The following is a 13,395-nucleotide window of genomic DNA, read 5'->3' as shown; positions in this document are numbered from 1 at the left end:
CATCAGGGCTACCGCAACCGCTTCCAGGCCACGCCGTGGGACGTGCCGAACCGCCCGCCGCTGCGCCACCCGAAACCGCGCATCCTCGGCAGCCAGAGCGCCATGGTGACCGGCCCCAAAGGCGAAGAGATCCACTGCGACCAGTACGGGCGCGTCAAGGTGCAGTTTCACTGGGACCGCGAAGGTCAGGCCGACGACAAGACCAGTTGCTGGCTGCGCGTGTCTTCCGCCTGGGCCGGTGCCCAGTACGGAGGCATCGCGATCCCGCGGATCGGCATGGAGGTGCTGGTCACCTTCCTCGAAGGCGACCCCGACCAGCCGCTGATCAGCGGCTGCCTGTACCACAAGGAAAACCTCGTCCCGTACGAGCTGCCGGCCAACAAGACCCGCAGCACCTTCAAGACCCTGAGTTCACCCGGTGGCGGCGGTTACAACGAACTGCGCATCGAGGACAAGAAAGGGCAGGAACAGATCTACCTGCACGCCCAGCGTGACTGGGACGAGAACGTCGAGAACGATCAGAAGATCCGCATCGGCAACGAACGGCATGACACCGTCGAGCAAAACAGCTACAGCGAGTTCCGTGCCGAAGAACACCGCATTACCCACGCCGACCGCAAAGTCGAAACCCGGACCGACGATCACCTAACCGTGGGCGCCAACCGCCACATCAAGATCGCAACCTCCCAGTTTGTCGAGGCCGGCCAGGAAATCCACCTCAGTGGCGGCATAAAAGTCGTACTCGAAGCCGGCAGCGAACTGACCCTCAAGGCTGGCGGCAGCTTCATCAAGATCGACGCCAGCGGCGTGACCATCAGCGGCCCGGAGGTTACGGTCAATACCGGTGGCAGCCCAGGGAATGGCACCGGGGCGGCGCCGTTGTTGCCAGGGCCGTTGAAGCCGGCGGATGCGGACAAGGCTGGACAGTTGCTGGTGCCGGCGCAGCGGCAGGCGTTGATGCAGAAGAAGCCGATTTGTGCGATCTGCGAGAAAGCCAAGCTGGAGGCGCAAGATGCTTAAGTCAGAGTGGTCGCTGGAGAATGGCCTGCCGCAAGATCTGGCCTGGAATGGCACAGTCGGCTTGCTGCTCGATGGCGTCAGCGTCGAGAGACTTCCCCAGCAACTCTATCAATGGTCGGACAGCCCGGAGTTCGAGCCGCTTTATCTGCGGACACGGTGGGCCGAACTGGTTGATATTTCTCCGTGCCTGATCCGGATAACATCACAGAACGATCCGATCCTGATGCAATTCCTGAATGCAGCCCGTCAGGAATGGGGTTATCTGGTTTTCAGCGATCAGCCATGGGAACAGGTGGTCGCGCACTTTCGCTGGCTGACCAGCGTGATGCACCCGCAAGGCGAAGAAGTCCTGCTGCGTGTCGCCGACCCTGCCGTCACCCATGCCCTGCTCTCCCATGCACAAAGCCTCAAGGATGCGACCCTGTTCGGCCCCTGCAAACAGGTGGTTACCGTCGATGCGGCGCTGGGTTGCTGGCACGTCGATCAGCGCCCTGGCGCTGCGCCGAATACTGATCACGGCAAACGCTATGGCTTGAGCGATGAGCAAATCAGCCAACTCAATGAAGTGAATTTTCGCAGCATCGTTCTTCGCCTCGACGAACACATGCTCGAATACTTCCCGTCCTATCAGGACCAGGCAACGCCTGTGCAACGCTGGGAACACCTGCATGCATTGGCCTCGACTTCATATGATCGAGGCTTCAACACCGAACTCGACATCACCCTCTACGCCAACATTCACGGGTTCCTCGGCGAAAGAGCACTGGAAGAGCATCCAGACCTCGACGCAATACTCAAGACCCCATCGGAACAAACGCCCGCCCAACGACTCGAACGGGTCGCTGATATCGCTCAGGCACGGGCCGAAACCTTCAACAGGAGCCAAGGATGACGACCTCAACATCGGCCGGCAAAAGCCCGAACAACGTTGCAAAAAGCCGAGACGATGGCAAGTGCGCCATGGGCGGCTGCCCCCTGATGAAGGCCAAAATCCAGCTCATTCCCCTGCGCTATGGGCTGGTCGAACGTCTTGACCCCTCCAGCGCACTGGCGATGCCGTACAAAACCAAGTCACGTCCGCTGGGTATTCGCCTGATCCGCGATGGCTGGCTCTATGTCATCGTCGACAAAAAGCCTAAAGCCATCCTGCATGAATACCGCATCGAAAACGGCATCGTGACCCAACTGCTGTGGGACAAAAGCGAAGTCACCGCCGACAAACGCGAAAGTAATGTAGGCGAAGCGGTGTTGCTCTTCCCGCGTTCAAGCGATCTCTATGTCAACTACTCCGAGGTGCAATGGACTGCCGCCAAATGCGCGCAGGTCATCAAACACAAGTCTGAGCGTGAGTACTTCATGCAAAGGGTCAGCCTCAGTAGCGTCGACCCGGAGAAAGGCGCAGCCAATCTGCTGACTGCCAGCCAGGCAGAAAAGTGGGTTGCGGAAATTGCAGAACAGCCAGGTAAAGCACCGGCCATTGCAGGCGCCAAACCTGAAGAAAGTAAAGACTACGCCTGGGAACAAGCGACCCAGTTCAAGAAAACCCAACTGGGTGTCTTGAAGAAGCAGGTCAAGGCAGAGAACGAGCGCGACCATCTGTATCTGGTGGTACAGGATGATATCGGCGTGCTGCGCGATCTCGCCGAGCATCAGGATTTGGCAGCAGGCTGGATCAGTGACTGGAGCAATTCGGAAGAGACCCAGAAGAAATATGTCATGGGTTGCTACATCGAAACCCTGTACACCGTGACCGGCGACACCATTCTGAATGCCTCCCAAAGTGATCCACGCTTTGCCAGGCTCAAGGAAGAAACCAACGAAGGGCAACGACAAACTATCGCTGATTACGTCAATCTTAAAAATCAACAGAAGTTTGCCAATTTATGGTCAACACCTGTCAGCGTTGCCAGAGCAAAGATGCGAATGAGAGAAAGCCTGGGTGCTCTGTATCCCAAGTACCAGGACCTGATCGAATCGATTGATGGCAATGCGGAGGATGCACTCGAAGGTGCAAAGATGGGTCAACAGGGCATCAATGACCTGATTAACCGATCGGCCATGGAAACATTCGTCAAGCAACAACGAGCTCATCTGGAGCGTTGGAACAAACGGCTGGACTTGATCACCGAGGATCGAATCCAACTGGTGACTGAGGAACGTTTTCATCGCTCAGCCTGGTATTTCGATCCAAAGCCTCAAGGACAACGGCATGCGCTTCTGGCTACTGAATATGCAGCCCTCAAGGATATTTGCCGGACCGACAGCGCGACGGAAAAGCTCGCCAAACTGATTGAGCAACAACCCGGTTTTTCGGTCTCCACATTTTTTACCTTGAGCCGGGCCGATCAGAAAGACTTTGATGCCAAGCTTATGTCATCCATCAAGTCCCTGCGTGACACCCTCATGGTCAAGAACGACTATGCCGGCACACAGGAACTTAGCGGCAAGTTTGGCAATCTGCTGGCCGAGCATTTGCCGGACTCCCTGCAGCTTACCGATACCGACATAATGCTCGGCCAGCTACGTGACACTGCTTACGAGCCAGCCAAGCAATTACATTTGGCAGGGGCATTGGATAATGGGATGCAAGCCTTGCGCAGCGGTCAGCCGTTCGACCCAGCAAAAGTACTGCGCAATATTCCGGGGGCCTCATGGATAAATGTTTTGCAGGCCTTCAATAAAAACGGAATCACGCTCCAGTTCTCCTCGGCCAGCCAGATCAGGAAATTCAATGAGGATGTCGCAAAGCTGACCGAACTTCGTCAGAAAATGCGCTCACTCAAAAATCAGATCAAGCAGGCCGTGGCCAAGGAACATAAAGGCCAGGCTCCCAAGGGTGGTTACAAAGCACTGGTGACGCAACGCAAAGCCTTGCAACAAGCTGTCTTGCCTCTTGAAGGAAGTGTTGCTCAAGCCATGAGCCCCGTCGGGGATGGCGCTGGAAAAGCCGGCTTCAAGATCGCCGGGCTTAACAATGCTCAATTGCTTGAATTCCAGAGAATGGCTGACGACTACCGGCTCAAGCGTCCGTTCAAGGGAGTCAGCAACGCTGTTTTCACCTCTGCGGGAGGCGATTTATTTGCTTCGGTAGCGGCGGTTTTGCAGATAGTTAACTTTGCCACTGTCTTTAGCGAGTTCATGAGTAAAACAAACGCAGACACCTCCGAAAAATTGGCTCTTGCCAATGCCTTCTCATCAATGATCGGAGGAACTTTTGCAGCGGCACAAGGCATAGTCATTACGGGTCTTACGGTCGCAATTGGAAACTACGCAAGTAAGGCTGGCCAAATAAATATGGCCGCGAAATTAGGAAAAATCACTGCTTCGCTGGGACTTTTAACCTATTTCTTTAGCACCGTTGCTGCTGGCACAAGTTTATACGGAGAAAAAGGTTCGGTTAGCCGCTGGACGGAAGCCTTGCGATCAGGAAACGGCGCCAAACTAACGGGCGCAAGCATGACTCTTTCTGGAGACGCCGGACAATTGGTGATCAATGGTTGGGCTACGGCTCGAACCACTCAATACGCCTATACGGCAATGACCAGTGCCAGCCAGGCACGTGCTCTTGCCTGGGTAACAGCTGGAGGAAAACTACTGAGCGTCGCCGCCCGAGCCAATTTGATAGGCCTTGCTCTCACAGGCCTCCAGCTCGGTGGAGAATGGCTATATAACCGCAACAATAAAACCCAGCTTGATAAATGGTTACTGGAAAGCCCATGGGGTAAAGAGAGCAAAAATCGAACATTGCCTGAAGAACGTGTCTCGCTGGCCGAGATTACATCATCACCAAAAGTCTCGTTAGAGCATGTCGATAAAAAACCTATGCTCATCATGCATCTTCCCGGCATGACTGCCAGAGAGCTGAATGACGTTAATTTCGGCCTCAGTGCCTACTTTTTGCAAAATAGTCAACGCAATGACTGGGAAGCCTGGAGCGAGCCCTTGCTGTACCGACTCGACCTGATGAGCGCTCCCGACGCCCCGCTCAAACTGGGACTGGAAATCTTCCAGAACCAGGCCAATGCACAACATGGCATAGCTATCGCTTTGAAGTATCACCCGGTGCCCGGTGATACGGCTTTTCGGGAGAAACGTTTTGAAACCACCTCGCTGGGCGGGAAGGATAACAAAGAGCTTTCAGAGGTTAAGGTATTGAAGACCCGCACCAATAATGCCCCGTGGCTACTTGTGAACAGCGATGTTCTTTAGCCATCCAACTCGTCTATTTCCTGGTTGAATATATGTCCTCCAAACCCGATCAAAACGACGAACTGGACCTGAAACACAATCGCCCCAAGGCCGGTGAAATACGTCGCTTTGCCACTGGCGAAAGTGTGTTTCTGTCACCACTTCCCGTACCCACCGGTCAGACGCCAATGGATCTCGGGGGTAGCTTTCTTGAGGTCAACGATGTCTATCTGGACGTGGGGAGCAGTAATCAAGGCAAATCATTTCAAGCCCGGCTTGCTGTGTCGTTACCCATGTCGGCGATCATCGCATTCGTGATAGTACTTCCTGTTGTAATGGGCTTCGGAACATTTTTCAATCCATTTGGAAGAACGTTCTGGTATTACTTCAGTGATTTCTTTGTATTTGGATTATGGTTCTCAATTTGGGCTGGAGGCTTGGGCGCGCTCATTGGCCTCTATGCCGTTGTCAGCACAACAAGAACGAAAGCCCGGACTCGTCCGATACGATTCAACCGCCAACGCCGGGAAGTCTGTTATTTCCCGGACGGTTCCGATAAGCCGGTCATACAACCCTGGGAAGACACCGTCTCATGGGTGTCAGTCAGCACCGGGTTTACCGGGGTTGGCGTTATCAGTACTTATACCTTTGGCATGGCTATCGATGATCCGAAAAATGACAAGGTGCATTTTCTGAATCAGGGCATCATGACACCTATTCACGGGTTGGCTAAATGGGAAGCCATTCGTTTGTATATGGAAAAAGGCCCGGAGTTCTGCCCTGGCAAGGCCATGCATGAGGGGGCGCATACTTTCGATAAGGAGCGCGAGGAGATGCGTGAGGAATATCAGCATAAGCAACGCTCCGCACTGGGTGTCGGTTTTTGGTATCTCAGGCATTTCATTACATTGTGGCGCGTGCCGTACTGGATAGCAGCGTGGGACCAACGCTACAGCATGAAATCCATGCCCGACTCGATTGCCGAGTGGTCAAAATCTCTGCCTCCTGAACAATGGGCCGTGCCCAGTCCGGCGCTAAAGGCACAAAGCGCTGATATCGAGAAAGCCTTTGCTCAAGGGCAGGATTTCATGACGTACTTCAAGGTCAACCTGAACAAAGAGAAGGCCGAAGAATCGTCACATGACTGAACACGGCGAACTGGACCTGAAACACAACCGCCCCAAGGCCGGTGAAATACGTCGTTTTGCCACTGGCGAAAGTGTGTTTCTGTCACCACTTCCCGTACCCACCGGTCAGACGCCAATGGATCTCGGGGGTAGCTTTCTTGAGGTAAACGACGTCTATCTGGACGTGGGGAGCAGCAATCAAGGCAAGTCTTATCAAGCTCGACTGGCTGTGATGATGCCTATGTTTGTGATCATCGTAACAGTTGTTATGCTTCCTATTTTCATGGGGGTTTTTGGGTCATTCTTTAATCCATTTGGAAGGAACTTCTGGTATTACTTCAGTGATCTCTTTGTCTTCGGATTATGGTTTTCACTCTGGGGAGGCGGGGCGGCAGCACTCATTGCTATATACGCCGTTGTAAGCACCACAAGAGCAAAAGCCCGAACTCGTCCGATGCGGTTCAACCGTCAACGCCGGGAGGTCTGTTTCTTTCCGGACGGTTCCAATGAGCCGGTCATACAACCCTGGGAAGACACCGTCGCCTGGGTATCGGTCAGCACCGGTTTTACCGGAGTTGGTGTCATCAGCAGTTATACCTTTGGCATGGCTATCGATGACCCGAAAAATGACAAGGTGCATTTTCTGAATCAGGTCGTCATGACGCCTATTCACGGGTTGGCAAAATGGGAAGCCATTCGTGTGTATATGGAAAAAGGCCCGGAGTTCTCCCCTGGCAAGGCCACACATGAGGGTGCACATACCTTCGATAAGGAACGCGAGGATATGCGTGAGGAATACCAGTACAAGGAACGCTCAGCACTGGGCGTTGGCTGGTGGTATCTCACTCATATCGTGACATTGTGGCGCGTGCCGTACTGGATCGCGGCGTGGGACCAACGCTACAGCATGAAGTCCATGCCCCACTCCATTGCCGAGTGGTCACAACCTCTTCCTTCTGAACAATGGGCCGTGCCCAGCTCGGCGCTCAAGGCACAAAGCGCTGATATCGAGAAAGCCTTTGCTCAAGGGCAGGATTTCATGACGTACTTCAAGGTAAACCTGAACAAAGAGAAGGCCGAAGAATCGTCACATGACTGAACACGGCGAACTGGACCTGAAAAAAAACCGCCCCAAGGCCGGTGAAATACGTCGCTTTGCAACCGGCGAAAGTGTGTTTCTGTCACCACTTCCCGTGCCTACCGGCCAACCTCCAATGGATCTCGGGGGAAGCTTTCTTGAGGTCAATGATGTCTATCTGGACGTGGGGAGCAGTAATCAAGGCAAATCATTTCAAGCTCGATTAGCTGTATCGCTACCTGTAGTCGGGATCATAATGTGTATCCTCATACTTCCTACTTCAGCGGGCTTGTTAGCATTTGATAACCCATTTGGGAGGAGTTTTTGGTATTACTTTAGTGATTTCTTTGTATTCGGTTTAGGGCTTTCAATTTGGATTGGAGGATTAGGCGCGCTTATTGGCCTGTACGCCGTTGTCAGCACCACACGAGCCAAAGCCCGTACTCGCCCGATACGCTTCAACCGTCAACGCCGGGAGGTCTGTTTCTTTCCGGACGGTTCCAATGAGCCGGTCATACAACCCTGGGAAGACACCGTCTCATGGGTGTCAGTCAGCACCGGTTTTACCGGAGTGGGTGTCATCAGCAGTTATACCTTTGGCATGGCCATCGACGATCCGAAAAATGACCAGGTGCACTTTCTGAATCAGGTCGTCATGACACCTATTCATGGGCTGGCTAAATGGGAAGCCATCCGCGTTTACATGGAAAAAGGCCCGGAGTTCTCCCCTGGCAAAGCCCCCCACGAAGGCGGGGATACCTTCGATAAAGAACGCGAAAACATGCGCGAGGAATACCAACATAAAGAACGCTCCGCGCTGGGCGTTGGTTGGTGGTACTTAAGCCATGTCGTCACATGGTGGCGTTTCCCGTACTGGGTCGCAGCATGGGACCAACGCTACAGCATGAAATCCATGCCCGAATCCATTGCCGACTGGTCAAAACCACAGCCCCCTGAACAATGGGCCACACCAAGCCCGGCCCTCAAACAACAAAGCGCCGACATCGAAAAAGCCTTTGCTCAAGGAAAGGATTTCATGACGTATTTCAAAGTCGAGCTGAGTGAAAGCAAGGCCGCAGATTCATCGCATGCCTGAGCATGACGGACTGAACCAGAAACATCATCGCCCCAAGATCGCACTGATTTAGCAACATCACCTGCATTGCGTGAATAGCCTTCGCGGTTAAAACCGCTCCTACCGATCCGATACCGGGTCCACGATCACCGTACAGGTCATCCCCGCCGCCAGCAGCAATCCGTCGGGGATCTGCTCCAGGTGAATGCGCACCGGTACGCGCTGGGCCAGGCGGACCCAGTTGAAGGTCGGGTTGACGTCGGCGATCAGTTCGCGGCTTTGCGGGTTGTCGCGGTCGTAGATGCCGCGGGCGATGCTTTCGACGTGGCCTTTGAGTACTTCGCCGCTCATCAATTGCATGTCGGCGGGATCGCCCACGTGGACATGGGGCAGTTTGGTTTCCTCGAAGAAGCCGTAGACCCAGAACGAGTTCATGTCGACCACCGCCATTTTCGCCTCGCCCGCCCGGGCATAGTCGCCGCGATGGACGTTGAGGTTGGTGACGTAACCGTCCACGGATGCCAGTACGCGGGTGCGTGACAGGTTCAGTTCGGCTGCTTCCAGTTGCGCCAGGGCCAACTGGTAATCGGCCAGGGCCGAGGTGGCGATGTTGCTGGCGTCGTCGCGGTTTTCGGTGGACACCACCAGGTTGTCCATGTCGGCGCGGCGTCTGGCGTTGAGTTTGCGCATCTCCCAGGTGGCCTTGCGTGAGGCCAGCAGCGCTTGTGCCTGTTTGACGGCAATCCGGTAATGCTCGGGATCAATCTGGATCAGCAGGTCGCCCTTCTTCACTTGCTGGTTGTCACGCACCGGCACATCGACGACGGTGCCGGATACTTCGGCTGCGACGTTGATGATGTCGGCGCGTACCCGGCCATCGCGGGTCCAGGGTGTGTCCATGTAGTGAACCCACAAGGTTCGGCCGATAAAGATGGCCAGTGCCAGGACCAGCAAGGTGGCGAGCAGACTGAAGAGCTTTTTCATCAGGGTTTCTCGAAGCGGGCGTCAACGATAAAGGGGCAGCGCCAGGGCGCCGAAAATGCAGGTAAACAGGCTCAGGCGCAGCAGCGCCGGATGCCAGAAGAGGCGGTACAGGTCGAACCCGGCCAGCAGTCGATCCAGCGCCCAGGCCAGCATCAGCGCAATCAGGAACATCAGGGTGATGCTCGGCATGTACAGGCCGTGGAAGGCAATTTCACGAGGCATGCGCGAATCCTTGTGGGCGGCCATACACGGCCAGTGGCGATTGCGGATCGAGCAGCGAGGTGCGGATGAAATGCAGGTAGCTTTTGACCCGTCGCAGCACTGAGGTATCGAAGTGCGAGGCAAAAGGCTCGTCGGTCAGTTGTACCCGGCTGATGGCGTGATCGACGGCCACCAGACAGCGCTCCAGGTTGCTGGCATCGGGCTGGATGAACAGGCGGATCAGCGAACGGCCCATGACCCGGATCGCAATGCGCCAGGACTGATGTTCGGCGTAGCTGGGGTGAATCGGCAGGATCGCCTGCTCGCGGCGCAGTTCGATGATCGCGTGACCGATTTCCAGCACCGCAAACATCCAGCGCAACAGCTCACGCTGCACTTCAGGCCTGCCGACTGCCAGGCCATAAGCCTGATGCATCAGGTCGCGGGTCTGGCTTTCAAAGCTGGAGCCCAGCCGGTTCAGCGGCGCGCTGATGGCGAATACCACTTGCCGGCGCAGGGCGTCTTCAAGACGTTGCCACATCCAGCGGCTGTTGGGCGGCAGGATGATCGCGCCCGCTGCCGCGCACAGCAGCATGCCGATGACCATGGCGATGTAATCGTTGATGAAGGTGTAGGGGTTGTAGAGCGTCAGGTTGTCCGGCACCGAACCGATGCTGAAGAAGATCAGCAAACCCAGCCCGTAACCGGCCCACTGCGGGCGCGAGGCCAGGAAAGCGCCGACCACGAATACCGGCGCGAGCACCATGCACAGCAATGGAAAACCATCGATCTGCGGAAAGATGAAAAAGGTTTCGGCAAAGCCCAGGATCGCGCCCAGCAAGGTGCCGCAGGCCATCTGGAACGACATGCGCCGTGGGTTGTTGGTGGTCGATGACAACGCAACGGTGGCTGCGGACGCCAGGGTCATGATCGCGCCGCTGGGCCAGGCCGTCAGCACCCAATAGGCGCTCAACAGGCCGACGACGCTGGAGGCCCGCACACCGGCCGCCAGGGCGGTGATCCAGCTGGTGCGCGGCACGAACGACTCTTCCCACTGTTCGCGCACATGTTTGTGGTCGGCCAGCGAGGCGTGGGTCTGAGCATAGTTGTGCAGGTCGCTGACCAGCCGATACAGCAACTCGAAAGCGGTATGGAAATCCAGCAACTCGGCTTCGCTCGGCGCGCTTTGCTCAAGCTCGGCGCGCAGGCTGCGTACCCGCTCGGGCAGTTCGGCCTTGCAGGTTTCCAGGCGTTGCACCAGCAGCGCAGCATCGCCAATGGTCAGGGAACGGTCGGCAAACGCATCGAGCAGTTCGCTCAGTGCAGCGAGGCCCGGATTGACCCGGCTCATGACGGCGCTCATCTGTTCGCTGCGCAGCCGCGCCAGCAATTGATGCAGGGCGTTGAAGCGCGTGGTGGCGGCCATGAATTCGCTGTTCAGGCGGTTGAGTCGCCCGTTGCGGCGGCGCATGTGCGGGTCCTCGAAGATCGTCACGCTGCGCAGCCCTTCCAGGCCGATGGCCTCGGCGACAAAGCGCACGTTGCCGGTTTCAAAGGCCAGCCGTTCGCTGCTCCCGCGCAGGCCATCGACCATGAAACGGGCGAATACTCCGAAGCGCTGATACAGCGCGTTGCGCATTGCCGCGGCGGAGCTTTGCGGCAGGATCGCCGCCGTGACCGCAGTGGAACAAACGATGCCCAGGGCGATTTCCAGCACCCGCCAGACTGCCGCCATGAACGAGCCTTCCGGGTGCGCCAGCGCTGGCAGGCCGGTCATTGCCGCGGTGTAACCGGCCAGCACGAAACCGTAGGCGCGAAAGTTGCGATAACGCGCCGCGCCCGCCGAGCAGATGCCGACCCACAGCGCCAGGCAGCCGAGAAACGGCACCGAGTTCTGCGCGAACAGCGCCATGAGCAGGACCATCATCACCGAGCCTGCCAGCGTGCCGAGCAGGCGATAGAAACTCTTGGCGAACACCTGTCCGCTCTGCGGCTGCATGACAATGAATACGGTGATCATCGCCGTGCGTGGCTGCGGCAATTCCAGCCGTAACGCCAGCCAGTAGGTGAGGAATGCGGCGATCAGCACCTTGAAGATGTAGATCCAGGTGACGCCGTCGCTGCGCGCCCAACTGTTGAAGGCTCGCCGCCAGGGCAAGGCCAACAACGGTGGGAGCGGATTCATCCGCGAAGACGATGTTCCGGACGATGAATTAATTGTGGATGTACCGGCCTCTTCGCGAATGAATTCGCTCCTACGGGTCACAGGCTGCCACCCAGTGCGACGGCCAGTCCGGCATACACGCTCAGGCGTGCGGCCTCGATCTGTTGCTGGATCTGTTGCTGACGGAACAGCAAGGTCTGGGCATTGAGTACGTTCAGGTAGTCGGTCAGGCCGCGCCGATAGGCGATCAGGGCAATGTCGTAGGTCTTCTGTGCCGAGGCCACGGATTCGGCGGCGAACACTTGTTGCTTGTCCATCGAAGCGCGGCGGATCAACTGGTCGGAAATGTTCTTGAGCGCTGTCACCAGGGTCTGGTTGTAATGGGCCACGGCCAGGTCATAACCGGCCACAGCCTGGCCCAGTTCCGCCCGCAAGCGTCCGCCATCAAAGATCGGCAGGCTGATCGCCGGGCCGGCTTTGTAGGTGAGTTTGGTGCCGGTCAGAAACTCCAGCATGCCGCCGCCAGTAGCCATGTAGCCAAGGCTGGCGACCAGGTCGACATTGGGATAGAAGCCGGCACGCGCCACATCGATGCCCCGCGCCTGCGCCTCGACGCACCAGCGGCTGGCAACCACATCGGGGCGCTGGCCCAGCAGTTGCGCAGGCAGTGCCGAAGGCAGTTTGAGTGCGGTGTGCAGCGACAGGCTCGGGCGTTGCAGTGTTGCACCCTCGCCCGGCCCCTTGCCTGCCAGCACGGCCAGTTGATTGCGGTCCAGCGCAATGGCCTCTTCCAGCTCGTCGAGCTGTCGATGGGTTTCCGGCAGTGGCGTTTCTGCCTGGCTGACCTCGAAATGCGTGCCGATGCCGCCCTTGAGTCGCCGCTGCGCCAGATCGAGAATCTGTTGTTGCTGGGCCAGTGTGGCCTCGGCGATATCCAGCCGCGCGTAATGCAACGCCAGCTGGATATAGGCCCGCACGATATTTTCCTGCAGTTCGAGTTGCGCCTGGCGTTGCTCGGCAACGCTCATGTGCGCCAAGTCAAGCGCCTGTTCGCTGGCGTTGCTTTCGCGGCCCCAGAGATCGAGGGCGTAACTCAGGCCCAGCGTTGCATTGTTGTCCCAGGTGCGAGTATTGGCCAGTGCGCCAGGGCCATAGAATTGATCGCTTGGCCAACTGTGACGAGCCAGGCTGGCATTGCTGTCGATGTGCAAGGCTTCGGCGGACTCGGCAATCCCGGCCAGCGCCCGGGCCTGGCGAACACGTGCAGCGGCCATCGCCAGACTCGGGCTGTCTTGAGTGGCGCGTGTGATCCAGCGCTCCAGTTGCGGGTCGCCGTAGACACGCCACCATTGGCCGGCGGGCCAGTTTGCATCGCGGTCAGCGCTCTGGATGGCCTGATCCGTGGCCAGGCTTTCCACGGGTAATACGCTGCCTTGTGGTTTGATTCCGTCGGTGCCGATACAGCCGCTGATAACTAACGATACAAGCCAGACACTGAGGGGCTTGAAGCCCCGGATGATGCGACGCGGCACAGCTGCGAGTTCCCGACCGGAAATGA

The 13,395-nt window shown here is 57.0% G+C and carries 10 protein-coding genes; 6 read left to right on the top strand and 4 right to left on the bottom strand.

Annotated elements, in window-relative coordinates:
• The 6 genes from tssI to ALQ04_RS01630 form a co-directional block, all read left to right on the top strand.
• Positions 1-1,020 (top strand): type VI secretion system tip protein TssI/VgrG (gene tssI, locus ALQ04_RS27090; protein ID WP_259644871.1); only part of this gene is annotated, 1,020 nt, incomplete at its 5' end.
• Complete coding sequence (locus ALQ04_RS01650) at positions 1,013-1,912, top strand: DUF4123 domain-containing protein (protein ID WP_122314038.1); 900 nt, start codon at positions 1,013-1,015, stop codon at positions 1,910-1,912. The genes tssI and ALQ04_RS01650, both read left to right, overlap by 8 nt.
• Positions 1,909-5,229, top strand: a complete 3,321-nt coding sequence (locus ALQ04_RS01645) for a toxin VasX (RefSeq protein ID WP_122314036.1) — start codon at positions 1,909-1,911, stop codon at positions 5,227-5,229. The genes ALQ04_RS01650 and ALQ04_RS01645 overlap by 4 nt, the downstream gene beginning before the upstream one ends.
• A gap of 32 nt (positions 5,230-5,261) precedes the next feature.
• The gene (locus tag ALQ04_RS01640; protein ID WP_409077228.1) at positions 5,262-6,356 is read left to right on the top strand and encodes a DUF6708 domain-containing protein; all 1,095 of its coding nucleotides are present in this window, start codon (positions 5,262-5,264) and stop codon (positions 6,354-6,356) included.
• Entirely contained in the window at positions 6,349-7,434 is a 1,086-nt protein-coding gene (locus ALQ04_RS01635) for a DUF6708 domain-containing protein (RefSeq protein ID WP_409077227.1), read from the top strand. Before ALQ04_RS01640 ends, ALQ04_RS01635 begins: the two co-directional genes overlap by 8 nt.
• Entirely contained in the window at positions 7,427-8,509 is a 1,083-nt protein-coding gene (locus tag ALQ04_RS01630) for a DUF6708 domain-containing protein (protein ID WP_409077226.1), read from the top strand. The genes ALQ04_RS01635 and ALQ04_RS01630 overlap by 8 nt, the downstream gene beginning before the upstream one ends.
• A gap of 99 nt (positions 8,510-8,608) precedes the next feature.
• Here the strand turns inward: ALQ04_RS01630 and ALQ04_RS01625 are convergent, their stop codons facing one another.
• The 4 genes from ALQ04_RS01625 to ALQ04_RS01610 all read right to left on the bottom strand — a co-directional run bounded on the left by ALQ04_RS01625 (position 8,609) and on the right by ALQ04_RS01610 (position 13,369).
• Complete coding sequence (locus tag ALQ04_RS01625; RefSeq protein WP_122314034.1) at positions 8,609-9,472, bottom strand: HlyD family secretion protein; 864 nt, start codon at positions 9,470-9,472, stop codon at positions 8,609-8,611.
• 21 nt (positions 9,473-9,493) lie between these two features.
• On the bottom strand, positions 9,494-9,694 hold the full coding sequence (locus ALQ04_RS01620; protein ID WP_122314032.1) for a DUF1656 domain-containing protein: 201 nt from the start codon (positions 9,692-9,694) through the stop codon (positions 9,494-9,496).
• Positions 9,684-11,858 carry an FUSC family protein gene (locus ALQ04_RS01615; protein WP_122314030.1) on the bottom strand — a complete coding sequence of 725 codons (2,175 nt, stop codon included), beginning with the start codon at positions 11,856-11,858 and terminating at the stop codon, positions 9,684-9,686. Before ALQ04_RS01615 ends, ALQ04_RS01620 begins: the two co-directional genes overlap by 11 nt.
• A gap of 77 nt (positions 11,859-11,935) precedes the next feature.
• Entirely contained in the window at positions 11,936-13,369 is a 1,434-nt protein-coding gene (locus ALQ04_RS01610) for an efflux transporter outer membrane subunit (protein WP_122314028.1), read from the bottom strand.
• Positions 13,370-13,395 lie beyond the last annotated feature (26 nt).

It is taken from the genome of Pseudomonas cichorii, assembly GCF_003700275.1.
Classification (GTDB): Bacteria; Pseudomonadota; Gammaproteobacteria; order Pseudomonadales; family Pseudomonadaceae; genus Aquipseudomonas; species Aquipseudomonas cichorii_B.
This window is presented reverse-complemented; position numbering and strand designations above follow the sequence as displayed.